Source organism: Streptomyces sp. NPDC004647, assembly GCF_040609575.1.
Classification (GTDB): domain Bacteria; phylum Actinomycetota; class Actinomycetes; order Streptomycetales; family Streptomycetaceae; genus Streptomyces.
The window spans coordinates 25,826-48,864 of the sequence record NZ_JBEXKU010000037.1 but is presented as its reverse complement, the minus strand read 5'-3'; the positions used below and the strand labels follow the sequence as shown (position 1 = coordinate 48,864).

The window sequence follows — 23,039 nt, the reverse complement described above, 5'->3', positions numbered from 1 at the left end:
TCGGACGCCCGGCCCTGTCACCGCCATGGTGTGGAATGGACTGCGTGCCCGCGCTGGATGAATCCCTGAGAAAGACGGTCGGCGGCAACACCGCGAAGGTGATGGCCGACCATCTCGGCCTGCACACCGCGGGCGACCTGCTGCACCACTACCCCCGGCGGTACGCCGAGCGCGGCGAGCTGACCCGGCTCGCCGACCTCCCGCTGGACGAGCACGTCACCGTCGTCGCGCAGGTCGCCAAGGCGGCCAAGAAGACCTTCAACCACGGCAAGGGCGTACGGCTGGAGGTCGTCGTCACCGACGGCAGCGGCGCGCTGACCCTGGTCTTCTTCGGCCGGGCCGCACACCATCACGAGCGCGAACTGCTGCCCGGCCGGCGCGGCATGTTCGCGGGCAAGGTCTCGGTCTTCAACCGCACCCGCCAGCTCGCGCACCCCGACTACGAGATGCTGGACCAGGACAGCGGCGCCGACGCGGTGGACAGCTTCGCCAGTCAGCTGCTGCCGCTCTACCCCGCCTGCAAACAGCTCTCGTCGTGGCAGATCGCCAAGTCGGTCGGCGCGCTCCTGGACACCTTCGAGGCCGACGGCTGGCAGCACCTCGCCGATCCGCTCCCCACCGGGCTGCGGGCGGGCCGGGGCCTGGACACCCTGCCCGAGGCGTTCCGCAAGGTCCACCGGCCGCGCACCAAAGCCGATATCGCCGCCGCCCGTGACCGCCTCAAGTGGGACGAGGCGTTCATCCTCCAAGTCGCCCTGGCCCGGCGGCGGCATGCGGACGCGCAGCTGCCCGCCGTGCCGCGGGTACCGCGCGAGGCCGGCCTGCTGGACGCCTTCGACGCCAAGCTGCCCTTCACCCTGACCGACGGCCAGCGAGCGGTGTCGGCGGAGATCTTCGACGACCTCGCCACCGAACACCCCATGCACCGCCTCCTCCAGGGCGAGGTCGGCAGTGGAAAGACCATGGTCGCGCTGCGGGCGATGCTCGGCGTCGTCGACGCGGGCGGACAGGCCGCGATGCTCGCGCCGACCGAGGTGCTGGCCCAGCAGCATCACCGGTCGATCGTCGAGATGATGGGCGAGCTGGCCGAGGGAGGCATGCTCGGCGGGGCGGAACAGGCCACCAAGGTCGTGCTGCTCACCGGCTCGATGGGCGCCGCCGCCCGCCGTAAGGCGCTGCTCGACCTGGTCACCGGCGAGGCCGGGATCGTCATCGGCACACACGCCCTGATCGAGGACAAGGTCCAGTTCCACGATCTGGGCCTGGTCGTGGTCGACGAGCAGCACCGCTTCGGGGTCGAGCAGCGGGATGCCCTGCGTTCGAAGGGCAAACAGCCGCCGCACCTCCTGGTGATGACCGCGACACCCATCCCGCGGACCGTGGCGATGACCGTCTTCGGCGATCTGGAGACCTCCGTCCTCGACCAGCTGCCCGCCGGCCGGTCGCCGATCGCCAGCCATGTCGTACCGGCGAAGGACAAGCCGCACTTCCTCACCCGGACCTGGGAACGGGTGCGGGAGGAAGTGGAGGGCGGCCACCAGGCGTACGTGGTGTGCCCGCGCATCGGCGACGAGGAGGACGACCCCAAGAAGGCGTCGGCGGAGGACGAGGCCGAGAAGCGGCCCCCGTTGGCCGTGCTGGACATCGCCGAACAGCTTGCCAAGGGCCCGCTCGCGGGGCTCCGGGTCGAACCGCTGCACGGCAGGATGCAGCCCGACGCCAAGGACGAGGTGATGCGCCGGTTCGCCGCGGGGGACGTGGACGTCCTGGTGGCGACGACGGTGATCGAAGTCGGGGTGAACGTGCCCAACTCCACCGTGATTGTGATCATGGACGCGGACCGCTTCGGCGTCTCGCAGCTGCACCAGCTCCGCGGCCGGGTCGGCCGCGGCAGCGCCCCCGGACTCTGTCTGCTCGTCAGCGAGATGCCGGAGGCGAGCCCGTCCCGCGCCCGGCTGGACGCGGTCGCCGCGACGCTCGACGGCTTCGAACTGTCCCGGATCGACCTGGAGCAGCGACGCGAGGGCGACGTCCTGGGACAGGCCCAGTCCGGCGTCCGGTCGTCGCTGCGCATGCTCGCCGTCATCGAGGACGAGGAAGTGATCGCCGCGGCCCGCGAGGAGGCGGTGACCATCGTCTCCGGCGACCCCGAGCTGACCGGCTTCCCGGAGCTGCGGACCGCGCTGGACGCCCTGCTGGACGCCGAGCGGGAGCAGTTCCTCGACAAGGGCTGAACCACCCGCGGACCGGCCCTGGGACAGGGAACGGCGGCATCTGAACGAGGAACGGCGGCAAGCGAACGAGCGGCCGGATAACGGGCGGGCCCGGCGGCCGGCGAGCGGAAGAAATGTCAGACCCCCCTGGGAGAATGGACACAGTCCGAGCCGATCCATCAAGGGATAGGCCGACTTGGACCATTGGGGGCTGTATTCATGGCATTCAGGCACATCAACGAACTGCCGCTCGGTGACAAGATCTTCCGCATCGAGCTCGCCAGCGACGACGACTCCACCGTGACTCTGACCCTCGCCGGATGGCATGAGGACATGCCCGAGGCGCTGCTCGCCTCCGGCGCGCTCACCCTGCCCCTCTCCGAAGTACCGCCGCTCCGTATCGCGCTCAACCGCGCCCTGCGCGCGCTCGCGCTCGTCGCCGATGTGGCCGAGCCCATCCCGGACCGGGACGTCCTGCGCGAGCTGTTCCCCGGCCACGGTGCCCCCTGGGTGCCCCAGCACGAGGAGGATCTCACCCACCGATTCCACGCGGGCGAGACCATCGCCCGGATAGCCGCCCGTTTCGGCCGCACCCCCGACTCGGTGCGGACGAAGCTCCGTGAGCTCGGCCATGACTCGCGCCGCCCCGAGTACTGCCCGCCCGACGGCTGCCTGTCCTGGTCGCGGTACGCCTCTCCCGCTCTGGTCGGGGCCGTCGGGGAGTCCGCACAGGACTGACACCGGTCCGGGGCGTGACCGAGGCCGGGCCGGCGGTGGGACCGGCCCGGCCGGACGCCATATCGTGGGGGGCAGCGGCCGTCGCCGGCTGCAGGCCGCTGCTCCACCCACGACGAAGGACCGGACTCCATGACCCGCGTGATCGCCGGAGCCGCCGGCGGACGCCGCTTGGCCGTACCGCCGGGCAATGGCACCCGCCCCACCTCCGACCGCGCGCGCGAGGGCCTGTTCTCCACCTGGGAGTCGCTGCTCGGCAGCCTGCACGGTGCCCGCGTCCTCGACCTCTACGGCGGCTCGGGCGCCGTCGGCCTGGAGGCGCTCTCCCGCGGCGCCGCGCATGTGCTGCTCGTCGAGGCCGACACCCGCGCCGCCCGCGTCATCCGGGAGAACATCCGATCCATCGGGCTGCCCGGCGCCGAGGTGCGTGCCGGCAAGGCGGAGCAGATCCTGGCCAGCCCGGCTCCCGAGGCCGCGTACGACGTGGTCTTCCTCGACCCGCCGTACGCGGTCACCGACGATGATCTGCGCGAGATCCTGCTCACACTCAGTGCGAGTGGGTGGCTCACGGAGGATGCGCTCGCCACCGTGGAGCGCAGCACCAGAGGCGGTGAATTCCGGTGGCCCGCCGGGTTCGACGGGCTGCGGGCCCGTCGCTACGGCGAGGGCACGCTTTGGTACGGTCGCGCCGCCCCGACGCGCACCACTGCGACGTCCCCCATCACGTCATGACCGGACCGGAGAGCGAGGAACAACTGTTGCGCCGCGCAGTCTGTCCGGGGTCCTTCGACCCCGTTACCAATGGACACCTCGACATCATCGGCCGTGCTTCCAAGCTGTACGACGTGGTGCACGTCGCCGTGATGATCAACCAGTCCAAGCAGGGCCTGTTCACCGTCGAGGAGCGGATCGATCTGCTCCGCCAGGTCACCGCCGAGTACGGCAACGTCCAGGTCGAGGCCTTCCACGGCCTTCTCGTCGACTTCTGCAAGCAGCGCGACATCCCGGCCATCGTCAAGGGCCTCCGCGCGGTCAGCGACTTCGACTACGAACTCCAGATGGCCCAGATGAACAACGGCCTCTCCGGGGTGGAGACGCTGTTCGTCCCCACCAACCCCACGTACAGCTTCCTCTCCTCCAGCCTGGTCAAGGAGGTCGCGGCCTGGGGCGGCGATGTCTCCCACCTCGTGCCCCCGCTGGTCCTGGAAGCCCTCACCGAGCGGCTCGCCGAACGCGGTGAGTGACCTCTGCCGTTGCCGCGTCGGGCCGTTGAGCTGAAGGCCCGTCAGTAGGTGTCGGCACGGTGTCCGTGGCCGTACAGTCGTTCCGTACCGGCCCTCCGGCATGCTGTGTGTCTCCCGGAGGCGCCGCGCCCGTCGGCGGCTCCGCCGCGGGCCGGCCCCCTGGCAGAGAGAGGATTGGCGAGCACCCAAGGTGGACGTGCAGAAGAAGCTCGACGAGATCGTCGAGACCGTCGGCAGCGCTCGGTCCATGCCCATGTCGGCCTCGTGCGTGGTCAACCGCGCCGAGCTGCTCGCCATGCTCGAAGAGGTCCGCGAAGCCCTCCCCGGCTCCCTCGCCCAGGCGCAGGAACTGCTCGGCGGCCGTGACCTGATGGTCGAGGAGGCCCGCCAGGAGGCCGAGCGGATCATCAACTCCGCGCACGCCCAGCGAGGCTCGCTGATCTCCGACACCGAGGTCGCCCGGCAGTCCCAGGAGGAGGCCGACCGCATCCGCGCGGAGGCCCGCCGCGAGGCCGAGGAGATCCGCGCGGAGGCCGACGACTACGTCGACAGCAAGCTCGCCAACTTCGAGGTCGTCCTCACCAAGACCCTCGGCTCCGTCGGCCGCGGCCGCGAGAAGCTGCTCGGCCTCGGACCCGGTCTGGACGAGCAGGGGTACGAGGACGAGGACGCCCCGGAGCGCAGCGTCGACCCCGGCACCCTCCGGGAGCGGGCCGACTCGTATGTGGATGCCAAGATCGGCGCCTTCGAGGCCGTGCTCTCCAAGACCCTGGCCGCGGTGGGCCGCGGACGACAGAAGCTGCACGGTCAACAGGCCGCGGACGATCTCGGCGCGCACATGGCCGCCCAGGACGGCGCGATGCACGCCCCGCAGACCAGCGACGCCGACTACCTGGCGGGCCTGGCCGCGCCCCAGGAGCACCCCCAGCAGCCCGAGATGCCGCCCCAGCTGCCGCAGCAGCCCCAGCAGCAGCCCGAAATGCCGGTCCAGTTGCCGCAGCAGCCCCAGCCGCAGCAGGAGTACTACGATCCGGCCGCGGTCTACCAGCAGGACCCGTACGCCTACCAGGGCTACGTCCAGCAGGACGCGTACGGCTACCCGCTCCAGGACCCGTACGGCTATCAGCAGCCCTACGACCCGAACGCCGGCTACGCACCCCAGCCACCCCAGCCACCCCAGCCACCCCAGCAACAGCAGCAGCACCCACAGCAGCAACAGCAGGCCTCGGCGCTCGACGAGACGAGTCTTTTCGACACCAGCGTGATCGATCTGGACCAGCTGCGGCAGTACGAACAGGGTCGCTGACCGTCCCGGCCGCTGCCCCGCGGAGCGGATTGGGACTCCGGCCGCGCGTCCAGTATCCTGGCTGTTCGGTCGCGTGTACGTCCGCGATCTCGGCTGCCCGTTTCAGCTCAGTTTCGGACGGCCGGTACCGCAGCGTAGAAAGTTGGAAGCCCTGAACGCCCGCCTCGACCACCGCAACCCGCTCGTGTTCGACACACATGAGCTGGGTCGGCGTCCTGGCACGCTGCAGCGGCTCTCCCGCTCCGTCAAGGCGCCCGGGGACCTCGGTATCGAGGTCATCGGGGTGCCCGACGACGCGACCGTGGAGCTCGATCTCCGCTTGGAGTCGGTCATGGAAGGTGTGCTTGTCACCGGCACCGCCCGTGCACCGCTGACAGGCGAGTGCGTAAGGTGTCTGGAGCCGCTGGAGCGAGAGCTCGACGCGGACTTCCAGGAGATGTTCTCCTACCCCGACGCCGATGTCCGGAGCCGCGAAGCGGAATCGGGCGACGACGCCGAGGACGAGGACACGCTCTTCCTCGAGGACGGCCTGTTCGACCTCGAGCCCGTGCTGCGTGACGCGGTGGTGCTCGCACTGCCGCTGCAGCCGGTGTGCCGGGAGGACTGCCCCGGACTGTGTTCCGAATGCGGAGCACGGCTCGCGGACGACCCGGACCACCACCACGACGCCGTCGACGCACGTTGGGCGGCACTGCAGGGACTCGCCGAAACCGTCAAGGGCGGCGAGAAGGACAACATGAGCGGCGCCGAAGCGGGCGTCGACGAGAAGCAGGAGAAGTAGCCGTGGCTGTTCCGAAGCGGAAGATGTCGCGCAGCAACACGCGCCACCGCCGGTCGCAGTGGAAGGCTGCGGTCCCCACCCTGGTGGCGTGCGAGCGCTGCAACGAGCCGAAGCAGCAGCACATCGCGTGCCCGAGCTGCGGCACCTACAACCGCCGCCAGGTCCTCGAGGTCTGATCGGCGGGTGACAGGCTTCATGTCGGACGCCAAGACGCCCCAGGCTCCCCGTAAACGCGGGGGTGACCCGGCGCAGCAGGCGGACACGGCCTCGTCCCACACGCTTCTGGAAGGGCGGCTCGGGTACAAGCTCGAGTCCGCCCTTCTGGTGCGTGCGTTGACCCACCGCTCCTTCGCGTACGAGAACGGCGGGCTGCCCACCAACGAGCGCCTCGAATTCCTCGGGGACTCCGTGCTCGGCCTGGTGGTCACCGACACGCTGTACCGCATCCACCCCGACCTGCCCGAGGGCCAGCTGGCCAAGCTGCGGGCCGCGGTGGTCAACTCGCGCGCGCTGGCGGAGGTCGGCCGCGGCCTCGAACTGGGCTCCTTCATCCGGCTCGGCCGGGGCGAAGAGGGCACCGGGGGCCGGGACAAGGCATCGATCCTCGCGGACACCCTCGAAGCGGTGATCGGCGCGGTCTATCTCGACCAGGGGCTGGAGGTCGCCGGCGAGCTGGTGCACCGGCTCTTCGACCCGCTGATCGAGAAGTCCTCGAACCTCGGGGCCGGCCTGGACTGGAAGACCAGTCTCCAGGAACTGACCGCCACCGAGGGGCTGGGTGTTCCCGAGTACCTGGTCAGTGAGACCGGGCCCGACCACGAGAAGATCTTCACGGCTGCTGCCCGCGTCGGTGGTGTCACGTACGGCACCGGCACCGGCCGCAGCAAGAAGGAAGCCGAGCAGCAGGCGGCGGAGACCGCCTGGCTCTCGATCCGCGAAGCCGCGGACGCTGCCGCCGCGGATGCCGCCGCTGCGGAGTCCGAAGCTTCGGATCCGGACGCCGACAGCGTCGTCGACTCGGCCACGGCGGCCGAACCGACGGAGGACGAGCACACCGTCGGGCACGCCCCGGCAGGCGCCGACGCCTCGCGACCGTCGGGCAAGTCCCTCGGTGAGGCCGCCCGGGCGGGCGGCGCATCCGGAGCGGCGCGCTAGCCGGGCAGTGTCAGGGGGAGCGTCGCGGGCATGCGAGGCTCCCCCCGAACGCCCTTCCGGGGCGGGTGCCATGGCGAAGCCCGGGGGAGTCTCCCGTACAGAACGCCCGTCCCTGCCTTGGACCGCCGCCGCTGACCCGTCCCGATCGACAGGTCAGGCCCCACGCCCGGTTCGAGAGGTGGCTGCCGGGGCACGAGGACGCCGAGCCCACTGCGGAGCGGCTGATGTCCCCGTCCCGTCCGCGCGGCGGGCCGCACCTCGTCGCGCCGCCGGAGACATGCCGTAGCCGCTGCCGTGTCCACGACGTGACTCCTCCCGTGCCCCTTCAGGGGGCGGGAGGGAGAAGCAACGCCCCCGCGGCGCCGCGGAGCACCACCTTCCGCGCGCCGCGTATCCCGATCCCCTCCCGGAGGAGCCCCCGTGCCAGAGCTGCCCGAGGTCGAGGTCGTCCGCCGTGGCCTGGAACAGTGGGTCTCCGGCCGCACGATCACATCGGTCGAGGTACGGCACGCCCGCGCGATCCGCCGTCATCTGGCCGGCCCGGCCGACTTCGCGGACCGGCTGATCGGCCGTACGTTCGGTCCGGCTCACCGCCGCGGCAAGTACCTCTGGCTGCCGGTCGAGGACACCGGCACCTCCGTCCTCGGCCACCTCGGCATGAGCGGCCAACTGCTCGTACAGCCCGCGGGCGCCCCCGAAGAGCCCCATCTGCGCATCCGCGTGCAATTCACCGACACCCGGACACCAGAGGCCGGCGGGCTGGGCGGCACTGAGCTGCGCTTCGTCGACCAGCGGACCTTCGGCGGGCTGTCGCTGCACACCCAGGTGCCGGGGGAACCGGACGGCCTGCCGGACGCCATCGCCCATATCGCCCGGGACCCGCTGGACCCGGTTTTCGACGAGGACGCCTTCCACGCCGCGCTGCGCCGCCGCCGTACGACCGTCAAGCGGGCGCTGCTCGACCAGTCGCTGATCAGCGGGGTCGGCAACATCTACGCCGACGAGGCGCTGTGGCGCTCGAAGCTGCACTACGAGCGCCCGACGGCGACCGTGACCCGGCCACGGAGCGTCGAACTCCTCGGCCACATACGGGATGTGCTGAACGAGGCCCTCGCAGTCGGCGGTACCAGCTTCGACAGCCTCTACGTCAATGTGAACGGGGAGTCCGGCTACTTCGACCGCTCCCTGGACGCGTACGGCCGCGAGGACGAGCCCTGCCGCCGGTGCGGCACCCCGATCCGGCGCCGTCCGTGGATGAACAGGTCCAGCTACTACTGCCCCCGCTGCCAGCGCCCTCCGGTGCGGAGAGCGCTGCCCCGGCGCGCGTGAGCCACAGACCGTCGCCAATTGCCTATATTCATTGAGGTTTGTCCCGGTTCAGGGATCCCTCATATGCGTATGCGGAGGCGATGGTGACGGACGCGCCCACGGTGGTTGGCCCGGAGCAGCCGAGGACGACGGAGGGCGCGGCACCGCCGACGGCGACAGCGAACCACCCCGCTCCCGCTCCGGCCGTCCCGGCGGGCCGGCTTCGCTGGTCCCGGCCGCGGACCTGGCCGCGCGACTGGCTCGTGCTCGCCGCGTACTGGCTGGCCTCCCGGCTGGTGATGCTCGCGCTGCTCCGCCAGGGCCACGACGACATCGCGCGCGAGGTCCATGTCCTCTACCACCGCTGGGACGGCCGGCTGCGGGACGGGTCCTTCCCGGTCGGCGACGTCTCCTGGCAGTACCCGCCCGGGGCCGGGCTGGTGATGGTCGTGCCGGGCCTGGCGCCCGCGATCAGCTATCTGCAGGGGTTCGTCCTGCTCATGATCGTCTCCGACGCGGTGGTGCTGGTGGCTCTGGCGCGGGCTGCTCACCGGCGCCAGGGGAGCAGCCTGGCCGGTGCCTGGCTGTGGCTGCTGGGGCTGCCACTCCTGCTCAGCCTCCCCTACGCCCGCTACGACGTGCTGGTCACCGGTATCACCGTCCTCGCGCTGCTCGCACTGGCCGGCCGGCCGCGGCTGGGCGGGGTGCTGGCCGGCCTCGCCGCGGTGATCAAGGTGTGGCCGGTACTGGCCGTACTGGGCACTCCCCGCGGCCGCACGACCCGGGAGGCGTGGCTCGCGCTCACGATGTCCGCAGCGGCCCTGCTCCTGCTGCTCGGGGTCGCCTTCCGTGGCGCGTTCGACTTTCTGTTCGCGCAGCAGGAGCGCGGCGTGGAGATCGAGTCGATGGGTGGGGCGCTGCTGCACACGGCGAGGTTCCTCGGGTGGCCGGGACGGGTGAGACACCAGTACGGGTCGTTCGAGTTCGTCGGGCCGTACGTCTCCTCCGTGGCCCTCGCGTCGCTGCTGCTCACTGCCGTGGCCTTCGGCTGGCTGCTGCTGTGGCGGCTGCGGGCGCGCCGGTGGAGCGAGGCCACACCGTACGACGCCGCACTCGCGGCGGTGCTGCTGTTCACGGCGACGAGCAGGGTGATCAGCCCGCAGTACCTGATCTGGCTGATCGGCCTGGCCGCCGTGTGCCTCACCGTCGGGCGGACCACGCAGCGGCCGGTCGCGGTGCTGCTGCTGCTCGCGGCGGCGGTGACCACGGTGGACTACCCGCTGTTCTTCGGCGCGGTGCTGAACAGCTCCTGGCAGGGCGTCGCGGTGGTGGTCCTGCGGAACATGCTGCTGCTCGCGGCGACGCTGCTGTCCTGCCTACGGCTGTGGCGGGCGACCGTCCCGCGCCCCCGGTCCCGGTAGGGGCCCTTCCGGTCGGCCGTATGCCGGCCGGGTCGCCTCAGAAGCCGAAGAAGTGAAACGGGGGGTCCCTGACCTGGAGCTTCCTCGGCAACCAACGCTGTGACCTGCGGCTTAACTGTTGACGGTTGTCAACGTTGGTCGCCCTTGGGTGCCATCGGACGGCCCAGGGACGGCCCGAACGTGCCCAAACATCGAGCGGTCATAGCGCACCGTTCGGCATAGTTCTATCTATGGGACGGACTCGCGAGGAAGAGCAATGGGTAGCTGAGTGCCTTCGGGAGGCCTTGCCCGGCGTTGAGGTTTCTCCTCACGACGATGGAAGCCGCCCGGGTATGCACGACTTCCATTTGATTCGGGCCGGGCAGATATTTGCGGCCCTGGAAGTCACAGCAGCTGCCGACGCGGAGTCGATCGAACTTTGGAAGAGCATGGCGCGTCGCGGGCGTTGGATTCGCGACGAGCTCGCTGGCGGTTGGACGATAGAGCTGCTGCCCACAGCTCGGGCTAAGCACGTGCGTGCGAAGCTTCCCCAGCTGCTAGCACAGCTAGAACAACTGGGCATCACGCGCTTGGGTGAGACATATGGGCCAGCAGAAGATCTCGTGCGCCAAGCAGATGCGCTTGGGGTTGTCTTCGCACACCAGTCACCAAGCACGGACTTTCCCGGCAGCATCTACTGCACCATCAGCCTGCCGCCCGAGAAGTCTGGCGGCATGGTTGCCGACACGGGAGACGCCTTCGCTCATTGGGTCAGCGATTGGTTGGTCGAGCCGCAGCAGGCTGACAACCTCGCAAAGCTGAGGCGTTCGGAAGCAGACGAGAGGCATCTGTTCGTACTCCTGCCCGGTTTTACTACTGCACCCTTCGTTGCCTTTGACCCCTTGATGAGGCCTGACGGGCCTCTCCCGACCGTGGCCCCAGTGCTGCCTGATGAGATCACGCACCTCTGGGCCATGAGCACGTGGGATACGGGAGATGGCTTCACCTGGGCGCCTCATGTGGGGTGGTCCAGATTTCACAAGGTCGTATGAGGTCGGCGGAGTCTCAATGACCCAGTCAAGCGCCGGCGAGGCGAATCCTGGAGCGTCAGGTTGGTGGGCTGACCTGACGGGATGCTGACCTGCACGTTCCTGGGTCACACGCCGCTGTTCCCCCTTGGTCGCTGACCCTTCGGGCGCAGGGGACACGATGACCGATTGGAGTTCGCCGGTCCCGGGTTGTAACTTCCGCCCACATGAGCGAACCAGTCACGGTCAGTGCCGAAGTCTTCCGGGCTGCGGCAGGGCTGAACATCACGCTGAACCTGTCGCCTGTCGCCCTCGATGCGCTGGGCAACTCGGGCCACCTCGAAACGTACCTGGCGCACCCTGATCATGAGGGAAGCGGCGACGAGGTGGCAAAGATCACACTGGCAGTGGGGCCCTCGGCCACCTAAGCGGACGAGTGCTCAGGACGGCACATCGGGCAGCAGCCCCAGCTGCCCCAGGAAGTCCATCTCGTCGAAGTAGAGCCGGTAGTCGACGATCCGGCCGTCCGTCACGGTGGCGATGTCCACCCCGCGGATCCTGATCTCCTTCTGGGTCGCGGGAAGAGTCTCCCCGGAGGGCAGATGCAGCGGCCCGGTGTTCCTGCCGCTGAAGATCCCCTCGTCGATGGCCGTGTCGCCGACCTCGTACGCGTGCAACGACTCGAACGTGGCCTCGGGGACCGCCTCCGTCATCTGCCGCCAGTACTCCACGATGTTGTCGCGCCCGCGGATCTCCCCCTCGTCGGGGGTGACGGCGACCGCGTCCTCGGCATACAGCTCGGCGATGGCCTTCAGATCCGGGTGTGTGGTGAGCGCATCCGTGAGCCGGTCCATGACCTCACGAGCCTGTCCCATGATCCACCTCCTCAACTGCGGATCACCCACTTCATTCTCCCACCGCGGCCGCGCACGAGCAGACCGGAGAACGAGATGACAGTCCACCCGGTTGCCCCACGCACTTAAGCGAGACAGCGAGACACACATGGACGGGCCACGCCGGTCCTCCGGCAGAACACGAGCGGAGCGGGGGAGGTCCCTCCTCGGTCGGGCAGCGTAGCCGCGCCAGGGTTCTCCAGGGGCTGCCAAGGCTCACCCTGTGACGCTTGCGCTCGGCCTTGGCAGCCCCTGGAGGTTCCTGGCACGCCCTTGGGTGGCCGACCGAGGAGGGACCTCCCCCGCGCCCCCACATCGCGCACCACGACGATCGCGAGCGTGTGAGCATTGCCGCCCCTCCGAGAGAGGGCCGGGGTGTGGGGCGGAGCCCCGCTGTTCATTCACTGCTCGCTCTAGTCGCGCGACCGGCGGAGCCGGGGCCCGGAGCGGGGCGGAGACAGGAGCGTCGGGCCCCGGCGGTGAGCCGGGGAGCGCGCGGCGAGCGGAGCGAGCCGCCTTGATCGAGGTAGAGAAACCTGTAACAGGCTGCTGGGAACCCGCTAGTTCAGGTCGTACTCCGCCGTGAGCTGGCGTCCCGCCCCCATGAAGTCGGTGGCGTACTCCGTCATAGAACCATGCTGGTCCCAGTAGTAGTTGCTCATGGTCAGGGCGAGAGTGCCCGCCTCGACATCGAGCAAAGCGGCCGCGTCTTCGGGGACAGGTTGCACGCATACGACATCGCGCCTGCGCACGGCTCGCCGCCCGGTGCGGTCCTCGACCAGCCCGAACGTCATCTTCGGCAGAGGCTCCGGCACGGCCAACTCGGGCGCATCCTCGGCCAGCTCACCCGGCAGCCATGACGTGGACAGGGTGATCACACCCTCGTCGTCCAGGTACCGCCGCTGGCGACGGATGACCTGCGCCCCCTCTGCCAGTCCAAGCGCCTCTGCCACGCCGCCCGGCGCGGGCACCAGACCGGCGCTCACGATCTCGACGCGCTCGCCGTCCCGGAAGCCGCTGCCCGTCGCCCGTTGGAGCTGAAGGCGGTCCGAACCGCTCGTCAGCTTGCGCCCAAGGTCCACGAAGGTGCCCTGTGTTGACGAACGCACGTATCCCTCGGCCTGGAGCTGCTTTACGCCCTTCGCGGCCGTGGCAGTGGCGACACCCCACTCATCGGCAATTTCGGCGATGGACGGCAGCTTGGTGTCCTGCGGTAGGGCACCGTCAACGATCTGCTGTCGGAAATGGTCCGCGATCTGCATGAACGGCGGCGCGGCCCGCTGGACTCGCGGTGTCATCTCTCCTCCTTCGAGCTCGTCTACTAGCTCGCAGAGAAGCGTACCCCCGAAAGCCCCTTGCCATCGCGTACTAGCAGACGTATACATAGACGTGAGCTAGTACACGTTCGCCGGGGGTGGCGGCCTACCGCCAAGCAGAATCGCCACCCCCGGCTCCCTCGAAGGGAGCTTTCATCATGCCTGTCACGCTCACTGCTCCGCACTCCTCTCCCGTGACGGTGGACGACGAGGACGTCTGTCGGGACTGCCTGGGGTCGGTTGTGTCCGTCGATGACGACGGGGAGCTCACCGGTACTCCGGGTGCGCTGGTTCCGTGCTTCTGCGTCACCGGCTGCTCGTGCGAGGTCTGCGCCGCGCTGGGGTCCGCCACTGCCTGCCCGTGCCGGGTGGCGTGCTGGCCGCACAACGACGGTTACACCGGCTGGGTCCCGCTGACCCTCGACGAGTTCGAGGACGACAGCCCGCTCTTCCATCCGTGCGTCGTGCACCGCCCGGTGATCGCCTCTGCGGGGGTGATGGCATGACGTCTGCGTGGGTGGAGACGTCTGTGTGGTGGCACTGGGACCTCGACCGCGTGCCGTGCCCCGGCTGCAAGGGCCGGTTCCCATCCTGGACCTGGGTGGAGGTGGACGGGCTGCGGGTCCTTACCCACGACGGTGACCTTGTCTGCCCTCGGGACGCCTCCTTTGGCTGGGCTGCCCAGGGAGTCGCCCAGTGACAGGCTTTCCTGTTGCTCCGGCGGCCGTGGCTGACACTGCGGCCGCCCTGGGCACCGACCCGATCACCCTCGCCGACCTGCTGAGGGTCGCCAACTCCCCGGGCTTCGACCGCTGGCGGGAGCAGGTTCGGCGTACCGGCGGCTGTGCCCAGCCCGTTCACCTGATGGGTTCGAAGACCACCGTAGACACCCGTACGGGGCAGGTCGTCGCCTACTCGACGGTGAGCGAGCCGGGTGGGCGGCTTCGGGTGGCGTGCGGCAACCGGCGTGCCTCGCGCTGCCCTTCGTGCGCGTGGATGTACGCCGGGGACACCTACCATCTGATCCGCGCCGGGATTACTGGCGACACCCGCAAGGCCGTGCCCGTGACCGTGCGCACGCACCCCAAGGTGTTCGCCACCCTGACCGCTCCCTCCTTCGGCCCGGTGCACAACCGCCCCGCTACGGGCTGCTGCCGCTGCGGCACTCGGCACGGCGAGCATGACCCGGCCCTGGGCACTCCGCTCGCCCCTGGGCGGTACGACTACGCCGGGGCAGTGCTGTGGAACAACCACGCGGGCCAGCTGTGGCAGCGCTTCACCATCTACCTGCGCCGGGAGATCGCCGCCCGCGTCGGCCTCCACCAGTACCAAGTCACCGAGCAGGCCCGGATCTCCTACGGCAAGGTCGCCGAGTTCCAAAAGCGCGGCGCGGTCCACTTCCACGCCGTGGTGCGCATCGACGGACCCGAGGGCCCCGACTCCCCGCCCCCGCCGTGGGCCACGGTGGAGCTGCTGACCGACGTCATCCGGGCCGCCGCCGCGAAGGTCGCCGTACCGGTCCCGCCCGCCGGCGCTTTCCCCGCCCGGACCCTGCGCTGGGGTAACCAGGTCGACGTTCAGCGGATCGGCTCCGGCCTGGACGGTGACTTGACCGAAAAGGCGGTCGCCGCCTACGTGGCTAAGTACGCCACCAAGGCGGCCGAGACCACCGGCACCGTGGACCGCCGGATCGGGGAGCTCTCCGAGCTGGACCGTGCCCGGCTGCCCGCCCACGCCCGGCGGCTCATCGAAACCTGCTGGGAGCTGGATGCGGACTACCCAGACCGCAAGCTGGCGCACTGGTCGCACATGCTCGGCTTCCGTGGCCACTTCTCCACCAAGTCCCGCCGCTACTCCGTCACCCTCGGAGCCCTGCGGCAGGTGAGGGCCGACTACCGAGCCCAGGAGGAACGCCGCCGCCACAACCTGCCCGACCCCACCCCGGAGACGCCGGACGGTGACCCGGTGCTGGTGCTGGCGCACTGGACCTACGCCGGACAGGGCCACACCCCCGGCGAGTCCTGGCTCGCATCCTCCATTGCCCGCGACATCCGCGACCACCGTGAGACCGCCCGCGAAGCACTCGCCGAGCTGCAAGCCGCTGAGGGGGAGTGGTGACCATGGCCCGCCCGCTCCCCGACCGCTATCTGACACCGATCGACCTCGCCGATCTCCTGGGCGTGCCCGTGGAGACGGTCTACCAGTGGCGGCGCAAGCGCACCGGTCCCCGCGGCTTCCGCGTCGGCCGACACCTGCGCTACGACCCCGAAGATGTCCGCCGCTGGGTCGCCGACCTCATGGAAGGGGCCGCCTGATGGCTGGCCACGTGCAAGACCGCTGGTACAAGACCACCACCGGCCCGGACGGCAAGACCCTCAAGACCAAGACCGAACGTCACGGCATCGGCCTGCGCTACCGCGCCCGCTACGTCGGCCCCGACGGCACCGAGAAGAGCCGCTCATTCCCCGACAAGCAGAAGCGCAAGGCTGAGGCCTGGATCGCCAACATCGAAGCGGACATGTCGCGCGGAGACTACATCGACCCGAGTGCCGGGAAAGCCACCTTCGCGCAATACGTCACGGGGTGGCTGGCGACACAGACCACCGATCCGGCGACGCGAGAGTCCGTCGAAATGCGCCTCCGCCTTCATGCCGTCCCGCACCTGGGCGCACGGCCGATGGCGTCATTCCAGCCTTCTCACATCCGGCTTTGGATACGCGCCTTGGAGGAGGCGGGCCTCTCCGCTGCCTACCGCCGGGGGATCTTCGCGCACGTCTCAACAGTGTTCACGGCTGCTGTGGAAGACCGGATCATCCGGGACAACCCCTGTCGGTCACGGTCGGTCAAGGCTCCTCGCCTCGACCCTCACAAGATCAAGCCGTGGACCGAAGATCGCGTGAAGGCCGTCCGGGCCAAGCTGCCCGACCGGTACCGCGCGATGATCGAACCGGCTGCCGGATGCGGGCTCCGACAGGGTGAGATCTTCGGCCTGGCCGTGGAGGAGGTGGACTTCCTCGGGGGAATCGTTCACGTGGTCCGGCAAGTGAAGCTCCTCCGTGGACGGCCGGTCTTCGCTCCACCCAAGGGCGGCAAGATCCGAGATGTGCCGCTGCCCGAGTCAGTCGCCTTCGCGCTCGCCGGACACATCACGCGGTATCCGTCGGTCCAAACCACATTGCCGTGGAAGACCTTGGACGGGCCACCGGTCACCGCAACGCTGATCTTCACCAGTCCCGAGCGGCTGGCGCTGAACCGGAATCGCGTCAACGATCGGGTATGGCGTCCCACCCTCCGGGAGGCTGGTGTGGTCACCGGTCGGGAGAACGGTATGCACGCCCTGAGGCACTTCTACGCCTCGGTGCTCCTGGACGCGGGCGAGAGCATCAAGGCCCTGAGCGAGTACCTCGGCCACCATGACCCCGGCTTCACCCTGCGGACGTACACGCACCTGATGCCCGCGAGCGAGACCCGGACCCGGGCTGCCGTTGATCGCGTGTTCGGGGCCGTGTCCTCTACGGATGGCGGCCCGGAGACGGCCCCAGCGGTCGGGTAACCCCCTGACCTGCGGCTATCTCAAAAGCCGAAGTCCTGGGTCCACCAGGGGCCGCCGTCGGCGAAGTGCGCTCCTACCCCGAGGGTCTTGTAGTCGCAGTTGAGAATGTTCGCGCGGTGGCCGGGGCTGTCCATCCAGGCATCCATGACCGCCTCGGCGTCCGCCTGGCCGCGCGCGATGTTCTCGCCGCCCAGGCCGCTGATGCCCAGTTTCTCCGCCCGGTCCCACGGGTTCGTGCCGTCGGGCGCCGTGTGGTCGAAGAAGCCGCGCTCGGCCATGTCCTCGCTGAAGTCCTCGGCCAGCCCGGCGAGTTCCCGGTCTGGGGTCACCGGCCGGCAGCCGGCCGTCGCCCGCTCGCGGTTGACCAGGGTAAGCACCTCGGCCTCGGCGGCCTTCTCGGTGGCGGGCGCCTTCGTGCCGGGTGCGGTCTTCTCCGGAGCGGAGGTGGTCGTACCGGAAGGGCGCGGTACGTCGGCGCGGTCCGTGGAGCGGGAGGTCCGTTGCGACGGAGTCGCCGACGGCTCGGACGGGCCCCGGGAACGGGACTGCGAGGGGAGGGCCGTGGGAGAGTCCGCCCGCTCCCCGCCGCGATCCGCCGGGGTGGAACTCCGGTCGGTCGGGACCGCGGAAGGGGCGCCCTGAGTCCCCAGGGTCGGCAGATCCCCGGCGCGGACCCGGCCGCCGGAATCGGTGCCGGAGCCGATGGTGTATTCGTCGCCGCTGCCGGGCAGTAGCCCGGAGGCCATGGCGACAGCGCCCACCGCCATGGCGGCGGACGCACCCAGGAGACCGGTCCGAACGGGAGCACGGTTCGGGCGCACACCACGGTGCCGGCCGGCGGCAGCGTTCGGCAGCGGCTCGGGGGCAGTGCGTCGGTGGCGGCCCATCGCGGCCTTCCTCCACATGCTCGGCGTCAAGACGCTTCACTCGTACGGATGAGGTTCGTTTGGTCGGCGACTGTACGCCATGACGCATGGGGGCGAGGTGCTCTATGAGCAATTGGCCGGTTAGCGTGCTCACATGAACGAGGATGTCCGACTCACCGCGTGGGTGCGGGGCCGTGTCCAGGGCGTCGGCTTCCGCTGGTTCACCCGGGCGAACGCCCTGGCCATCGGCGGGCTCTCCGGCTTCGCGTCCAATCTGGGCGACGGGCGGGTCCAGGTCGTCGCCGAGGGCCCCCGGCGCAGTTGCGAGCTGTTGCTCGACTGGCTGCGGACCGGTGACACGCCCGGCAACGTCGACGGCGTGACGGAGATCTGGGATACCCCGCGGTGCATCTACGACAGCTTCGCCATTCGCTGAACCTCGGCACCGCTCACCGTCACCGCCGGGCGTGTCGGCGCTCCCGAGGTGCCCTGGGCATGTGCGCGGGGCTGGGGTGACCTGGTGGTTGCCAAGAACGCGAGGTCGTGCAAGGCTGCGGCACTAAGGATGATCTCCACGCCCCGCGGGCCCCCTGGAGAGAGCAGCGCCGCGCATGTCATCGCCGCGCGCACTCCAGGCCACCCGAGGATACGGGGTGTGATCGTGTTGACCGTCAAACCATTTGGTGAGACGCTGGAATCCCCACGCACCTGACCTGTTTGACACCGAGAACCATGGTGATTTGGCAGGCACGCGGGTGCGAATCCCCCAATCGACCCACACCGCTTCGGTCGGTCACTCAGTGTGGAGGACCATCCATCATGGCAAAGGCGCTTCTCGGTTACGTCGGCGGTTCCGACCCGCGACTCCTCTCCGAGATGCGACGGCTCCAGCAGCGTGTCCAGGACCTCGAATCCGAGATCGTACGGATTCAGGCCGAGAACGACGCGCTGTCCGCCGCCGCGCACCACGGTGACTCGCTGCTCGACAGCATCGACGTACCCCAGGCGGAGCCTGCGCTCACCTGACCACAGCCCTCAGGCCGGTCGGGCTGCACGTCAGCCGCTTGAGAATCTGCAAGGGACGCTTAGGCGTCCCTTCTTCTTTTCCGCCCGGTCCGTAGGGCGCCTCCCCTACGCAAGATGTGCCCTGCGTTTCCCCTGGTGAAACTCCCTGGTGAAACCCGAACGCGAAGGTAGAGTCCGACGGCGTGCACCTGAAGAGCCTGACCCTGCGCGGATTCAAATCCTTCGCCTCGGCCACGACGCTGCGCTTCGAGCCCGGTATCACGTGTGTCGTGGGCCCCAATGGCTCCGGCAAATCGAATGTCGTGGACGCGCTGTCCTGGGTCATGGGCGAGCAGGGAGCGAAGTCGCTGCGCGGCGGCAAGATGGAGGACGTCATCTTCGCCGGGACCACCGGCCGGCCGCCACTCGGCCGCGCCGAGGTCTCGCTCACCATTGACAACTCCGACGGCGTACTGCCCATCGAGTACGCCGAAGTCACCATTACACGGATCATGTTCCGCAACGGTGGCAGCGAATACCAGATCAATGGCGACACCTGCCGGCTCCTCGATATTCAGGAACTGCTGTCCGACTCCGGCATCGGCCGCGAAATGCATGTCATCGTCGGCCAGGGACAGCTCGACTCGGTGCTGCACGCCGACCCGATGGGACGCCGGGCCTTCATCGAAGAGGCGGCCGGGGTCCTCAAGCACCGCAAGCGCAAGGAAAAGGCACTGCGGAAGCTCGACGCGATGCAGGCCAATCTCGCACGCGTCCAGGACCTGACCGATGAACTGCGGAGGCAGCTCAAGCCGCTCGGGCGTCAGGCGGCGGTGGCCCGGCGGGCCGCCGTCATCCAGGCAGATCTGCGCGATGCCCGGCTGCGGCTGCTCGCCGACGATCTCGTCACCCTGCGCGAGGCGCTGCGCGCCGAGGTCGCCGACGAGGCGGCGCTGAAGGAGCGCAAGGAGGCGGCCGAGGCCGAGGTGCGCACGGCGCTGCAGCGTGAGGCGGCGCTGGAGGAGGAGGTGCGGACCCTGGCGCCGCGGCTCCAGCGGGCTCAGCAGACCTGGTACGAGCTGTCGCAGCTCGCCGAGCGGGTACGCGGCACGGTCAGCCTCGCGGACGCACGGGTGAAGAGCGCGACGGCCGCCCCGGCGGAGGAGAGACGCGGCCGAGACCCCGAGGACATGGAGCGCGAGGCGGCCCGGATCCGCGAACAGGAAGCGGAGCTGGAGGCCGCGCTCGAGGCCGCACACCGGGCCCTGGACGACACCGTCGCCCACCGGGCCGAACTGGAACGGGAGTTGGCGCAGGAGGAGCGGCGCCTCAAGGACGCGGCGCGGGCCATCGCGGACCGGCGTGAGGGCCTTGCCCGGCTGCACGGACAGGTCAACGCGGCCCGCAGCAGGGCCGGGTCCGCGCAGGCCGAGATCGACCGGCTGGCCCATGCGCGGGACGAGGCGCAGGAGCGAGCGGTCACCGCGCAGGAGGAGTACGAGCAGCTCCAGGCCGAGGTCGACGGACTCGACGCGGGTGACGCGGAGTTGGCCGACCGGCACGAGCGGGCGAAGGGCGAACTGGCCGAGGCCGAGGCCGCCCTGAGCGCTGCCCGGGAGGCCGCCACCGCGGCCGAGCGCATGCGCGCCGCGACCGCCGCCCGGCACGAAGCCCTGTCGCTGGGCCTGCGCCGCAAGGACGGCACGGGGGCGCTGCTGGGCGCCGCCGACCGGCTGACCGGCCTCCTGGGCCCTGCCGCCGAACTGCTCACGGTCGCGCCTGGCTTCGAGGTCCCGGTGGCTGCGGCGCTGGGCGCTGCCGCGGATGCGATCGCGGTCACGGACCCGTCGACCGCGGCCGACGCGCTCCGCCTCCTCCGCAAGCAGGACGCGGGGCGCGCGGCCATAGTGCTGGGCGGCGCCCCGGGCCCCGGCGCGGGAACCGCTTCCGGCGGCCCGGCCGCGGGAGAGGGGCGGGTGCCCTCGCCCGCGGGCGAGCACCGGGCCGCTGTGACCACGGTTCCGATCGGGACCGTTCCGGGAGACGAGGCGGAAGGCACCTCGACGGGCCCGCCGGGCGATGTCACGGCCCGGTCCGCTTTCGGCGTACCCCGTCCGAATTCCGGCACCTCGGTGCCCAGCGGACAACGCTCGCACGAGGACGGCGCAGTGCCGGACGGTGCGGCCGGGGCTCCTGCTCCCGCGGCCGCCACAGCGGGTTCCGTTCCCGGCGCCCGGTCGGCCCAGGACGCCGGCACCGCTCGGCCGACCGACGGCGGCCCCCCGTACGCCGCGGATCTCGTAGAGGGCCCGCACGGGCTCATGCCGGCCGTGCGTCGGCTGCTGCGGGACGTCGTGGTCGTCGGGACTCTGGAGGACGCCGAGGACCTGGTCGCCGGCCACCCGGATCTGATTGCCGTCACCGCCGAGGGGGATCTGCTCGGCGCCCACTTCGCGCACGGCGGCTCCGCCGGGGCCCCGAGTCTGCTGGAAGTGCATGCGTCGGTCGACGAGGCGGCGGCGGAGCTCGAGGAGCTGGCCGTACGGTGCGAGGAACTGGCCCGGGCCCAGCACCTGACGGGGGAGCGGCGCACCGAGTGTGTGGCGCGCGTCGAGGACCTGGCACGGCAGCGCAGCGCCGCGGACCGGGAGAAGTCCACGGTCGCCCAGTCACTGGGCCGTCTCGCCGGACAGGCGCGGGCGGCGGCCGGGGAGGCCGAGCGGATGACCGCGGCCGCCACCAGGGCCGAGGAAGCGCTGCATCGGGCCACCGAGGAGGCCGAGGAGCTCGCGGAGCGGTTGTATACGGCCGAGGAGGCCCCGGGCGAGGAGGAGCCCGACACCTCCCTGCGCGACCGGCTCTCCGCGGACGGCGCCAACGCCCGGCAGACCGAGATGGAGGCGCGGCTCCAGGTCCGTACCCACGAGGAGCGGGCCAAGGGGCTCGCAGGGCGGGCCGACTCGCTCGACCGTGCCGCGCGTGCCGAGCGCGAGGCACGGGCGCGGGCGGAACAGCGGCGTGCCCGGCTGCGCCACGAGGCCGCCGTCGCCTCCGCGGTCGCCGACGGCTCCCGGCAGCTGCTCGCCCACATCGAGGTGTCACTGGTACGGGCCGAGGAGGAGCGCGCCGCCGCCGAGCTGGCGAAGGCGGAGCGGGAGACCGGCCTCGTCGCGGAGCGCAACCGGGGCCGGGACCTGAAGGCCGAGCTGGACAAGCTGACCGACTCGGTGCACCGGGGTGAGGTGCTGGGTGCCGAGAAGCGGCTGCGCATCGAGCAGCTCGAGACCAAAGCACTGGAGGAGCTGGGTGTCGAGCCGGCCGGCCTGATCGCGGAGTACGGGCCGGGCGAGCTCGTGCCGCCGTCCCCGCCCGCCGAGGGCGAGGAGCTGCCCGAGGACCCGGAGCACCCGCGCAACCAGCCCGTGCCGTACGTCCGCGCACAGCAGGAGAAGCGGCTGAGGTCCGCCGAGCGGGCGTATCAGCAGCTGGGCAAGGTCAACCCGCTGGCGCTGGAGGAGTTCGCGGCGCTGGAGGAGCGTCACAACTTCCTGACCGAGCAGCTGGAGGACCTGAAGAAGACCCGCGCCGACCTGCTCCAGGTGGTCAAGGAGGTCGACGAGCGCGTCGAGCAGGTGTTCACGGAGGCGTTTCGGGATACGGCCAGCGAGTTCGAGGGGGTCTTCTCGCGGCTCTTCCCGGGGGGCGAGGGCCGGCTGATCCTGACCGACCCCGACAACATGCTCACCACGGGTGTGGACGTCGAGGCCCGTCCGCCCGGCAAGAAGGTGAAGCGGCTGTCGCTGCTGTCCGGCGGGGAGCGGTCGCTGACCGCGGTGGCCATGCTCGTGTCGATCTTCAAGGCACGGCCGAGTCCCTTCTACGTGATGGACGAGGTCGAGGCCGCGCTCGACGACACCAACCTCCAGCGGCTGATCCGGATCATGGTCGAGCTGCAGGAGAGCTCCCAGCTGATCGTGATCACCCACCAGAAGCGGACCATGGAGGTCGCCGACGCGCTCTACGGCGTGTCGATGCAGGGAGACGGTGTCTCGAAGGTCATCAGCCAGCGGCTGCGCTGACCCAGTCTCTCCAAATCTTCAAGACTTGAACACACCTCCTGTTTGCTCTGGCGGAAACTTCTTCGTCGGGACCTATTGACTTCGAAACTTGAAGGAATAGTCTCTGCAACGTTGTTTTTACCTTCAAGTGGTGGCCCTCGTGGAGTGACGCCCCACT

The 23,039-nt window shown here is 70.1% G+C and carries 22 protein-coding genes; 19 read left to right on the top strand and 3 right to left on the bottom strand.

Annotated features, from left to right (window positions below; all coding sequences use genetic code 11):
* Window positions 1–35 precede the first annotated feature (35 nt).
* The 12 genes from recG to ABZW18_RS18205 all read left to right on the top strand — a co-directional run bounded on the left by recG (window position 36) and on the right by ABZW18_RS18205 (window position 11,598).
* A complete protein-coding gene (gene recG, locus ABZW18_RS18260) occupies window positions 36–2,234 on the top strand; it encodes an ATP-dependent DNA helicase RecG (protein WP_356188472.1) in 2,199 nt (732 codons plus the stop codon).
* Window positions 2,235–2,432: 198 nt separating this feature from the next.
* Window positions 2,433–2,951, top strand: coding sequence for a hypothetical protein (locus ABZW18_RS18255; RefSeq protein ID WP_356188470.1), 519 nt, complete (start codon window positions 2,433–2,435; stop codon window positions 2,949–2,951).
* A 129-nt stretch (window positions 2,952–3,080) separates the two neighbouring features.
* The gene (rsmD, locus tag ABZW18_RS18250) at window positions 3,081–3,680 is read left to right on the top strand and encodes a 16S rRNA (guanine(966)-N(2))-methyltransferase RsmD (RefSeq protein WP_356188468.1); all 600 of its coding nucleotides are present in this window, start codon (window positions 3,081–3,083) and stop codon (window positions 3,678–3,680) included.
* 26 nt (window positions 3,681–3,706) lie between these two features.
* The gene (gene coaD, locus ABZW18_RS18245; protein WP_356188516.1) at window positions 3,707–4,192 is read left to right on the top strand and encodes a pantetheine-phosphate adenylyltransferase; all 486 of its coding nucleotides are present in this window, start codon (window positions 3,707–3,709) and stop codon (window positions 4,190–4,192) included.
* 190 nt (window positions 4,193–4,382) lie between these two features.
* Window positions 4,383–5,498, top strand: a complete 1,116-nt coding sequence (locus ABZW18_RS18240; protein ID WP_356188466.1) for a cell division initiation protein — start codon at window positions 4,383–4,385, stop codon at window positions 5,496–5,498.
* Between the two features lie 151 nt (window positions 5,499–5,649).
* Window positions 5,650–6,279 (top strand): YceD family protein, encoded by a 630-nt coding sequence (locus tag ABZW18_RS18235; protein WP_356188514.1) that lies wholly within the window; start codon window positions 5,650–5,652, stop codon window positions 6,277–6,279.
* 2 nt (window positions 6,280–6,281) lie between these two features.
* Window positions 6,282–6,455 (top strand): 50S ribosomal protein L32, encoded by a 174-nt coding sequence (gene rpmF / locus ABZW18_RS18230; protein ID WP_356188464.1) that lies wholly within the window; start codon window positions 6,282–6,284, stop codon window positions 6,453–6,455.
* Window positions 6,456–6,474: 19 nt separating this feature from the next.
* Window positions 6,475–7,434 (top strand): ribonuclease III, encoded by a 960-nt coding sequence (rnc, locus tag ABZW18_RS18225; RefSeq protein WP_356188512.1) that lies wholly within the window; start codon window positions 6,475–6,477, stop codon window positions 7,432–7,434.
* 420 nt (window positions 7,435–7,854) lie between these two features.
* Complete coding sequence (gene mutM, locus ABZW18_RS18220) at window positions 7,855–8,763, top strand: bifunctional DNA-formamidopyrimidine glycosylase/DNA-(apurinic or apyrimidinic site) lyase (RefSeq protein WP_356188462.1); 909 nt, start codon at window positions 7,855–7,857, stop codon at window positions 8,761–8,763.
* 83 nt (window positions 8,764–8,846) lie between these two features.
* Entirely contained in the window at window positions 8,847–10,163 is a 1,317-nt protein-coding gene (locus ABZW18_RS18215) for a glycosyltransferase family 87 protein (protein WP_356188460.1), read from the top strand.
* Window positions 10,164–10,495: 332 nt separating this feature from the next.
* Window positions 10,496–11,194, top strand: coding sequence for a hypothetical protein (locus tag ABZW18_RS18210; RefSeq protein ID WP_356188458.1), 699 nt, complete (start codon window positions 10,496–10,498; stop codon window positions 11,192–11,194).
* A 203-nt stretch (window positions 11,195–11,397) separates the two neighbouring features.
* Window positions 11,398–11,598: a hypothetical protein gene (locus tag ABZW18_RS18205; protein WP_356188456.1), complete on the top strand. Its 201-nt coding sequence runs from the start codon at window positions 11,398–11,400 to the stop codon at window positions 11,596–11,598.
* A gap of 12 nt (window positions 11,599–11,610) precedes the next feature.
* Here ABZW18_RS18205 and ABZW18_RS18200 read toward each other — a convergent pair whose 3' ends face one another.
* Window positions 11,611–12,045: a nuclear transport factor 2 family protein gene (locus ABZW18_RS18200; protein WP_356188454.1), complete on the bottom strand. Its 435-nt coding sequence runs from the start codon at window positions 12,043–12,045 to the stop codon at window positions 11,611–11,613.
* Between the two features lie 578 nt (window positions 12,046–12,623).
* The gene (locus tag ABZW18_RS18195) at window positions 12,624–13,361 is read right to left on the bottom strand and encodes a GntR family transcriptional regulator (RefSeq protein ID WP_356188452.1); all 738 of its coding nucleotides are present in this window, start codon (window positions 13,359–13,361) and stop codon (window positions 12,624–12,626) included.
* A gap of 176 nt (window positions 13,362–13,537) precedes the next feature.
* Between ABZW18_RS18195 and ABZW18_RS18190 the strand changes: the two genes are divergently transcribed.
* The 4 genes from ABZW18_RS18190 to ABZW18_RS18175 all read left to right on the top strand — a co-directional run bounded on the left by ABZW18_RS18190 (window position 13,538) and on the right by ABZW18_RS18175 (window position 16,932).
* The gene (locus tag ABZW18_RS18190) at window positions 13,538–13,885 is read left to right on the top strand and encodes a hypothetical protein (protein WP_356188450.1); all 348 of its coding nucleotides are present in this window, start codon (window positions 13,538–13,540) and stop codon (window positions 13,883–13,885) included.
* 220 nt (window positions 13,886–14,105) lie between these two features.
* The gene (gene repSA, locus ABZW18_RS18185) at window positions 14,106–15,497 is read left to right on the top strand and encodes a replication initiator protein RepSA (RefSeq protein WP_356188448.1); all 1,392 of its coding nucleotides are present in this window, start codon (window positions 14,106–14,108) and stop codon (window positions 15,495–15,497) included.
* 2 nt (window positions 15,498–15,499) lie between these two features.
* Window positions 15,500–15,694 (top strand): helix-turn-helix domain-containing protein, encoded by a 195-nt coding sequence (locus tag ABZW18_RS18180; RefSeq protein ID WP_356188446.1) that lies wholly within the window; start codon window positions 15,500–15,502, stop codon window positions 15,692–15,694.
* A complete protein-coding gene (locus ABZW18_RS18175) occupies window positions 15,694–16,932 on the top strand; it encodes a tyrosine-type recombinase/integrase (RefSeq protein WP_356188444.1) in 1,239 nt (412 codons plus the stop codon). The genes ABZW18_RS18180 and ABZW18_RS18175 overlap by 1 nt, the downstream gene beginning before the upstream one ends.
* 20 nt (window positions 16,933–16,952) lie before the next feature.
* Here the strand turns inward: ABZW18_RS18175 and ABZW18_RS18170 are convergent, their stop codons facing one another.
* On the bottom strand, window positions 16,953–17,819 hold the full coding sequence (locus ABZW18_RS18170; protein WP_356188442.1) for a CAP domain-containing protein: 867 nt from the start codon (window positions 17,817–17,819) through the stop codon (window positions 16,953–16,955).
* A gap of 133 nt (window positions 17,820–17,952) precedes the next feature.
* Here ABZW18_RS18170 and ABZW18_RS18165 point away from each other — a divergent pair, with 133 nt between their 5' ends.
* The 3 genes from ABZW18_RS18165 to ABZW18_RS18155 all read left to right on the top strand — a co-directional run bounded on the left by ABZW18_RS18165 (window position 17,953) and on the right by ABZW18_RS18155 (window position 22,882).
* On the top strand, window positions 17,953–18,234 hold the full coding sequence (locus tag ABZW18_RS18165) for an acylphosphatase (protein ID WP_356188440.1): 282 nt from the start codon (window positions 17,953–17,955) through the stop codon (window positions 18,232–18,234).
* A gap of 383 nt (window positions 18,235–18,617) precedes the next feature.
* Entirely contained in the window at window positions 18,618–18,824 is a 207-nt protein-coding gene (locus ABZW18_RS18160) for a hypothetical protein (protein ID WP_356188438.1), read from the top strand.
* A gap of 182 nt (window positions 18,825–19,006) precedes the next feature.
* On the top strand, window positions 19,007–22,882 hold the full coding sequence (locus tag ABZW18_RS18155; RefSeq protein ID WP_356188436.1) for an AAA family ATPase: 3,876 nt from the start codon (window positions 19,007–19,009) through the stop codon (window positions 22,880–22,882).
* Window positions 22,883–23,039: the final 157 nt, after the last annotated feature.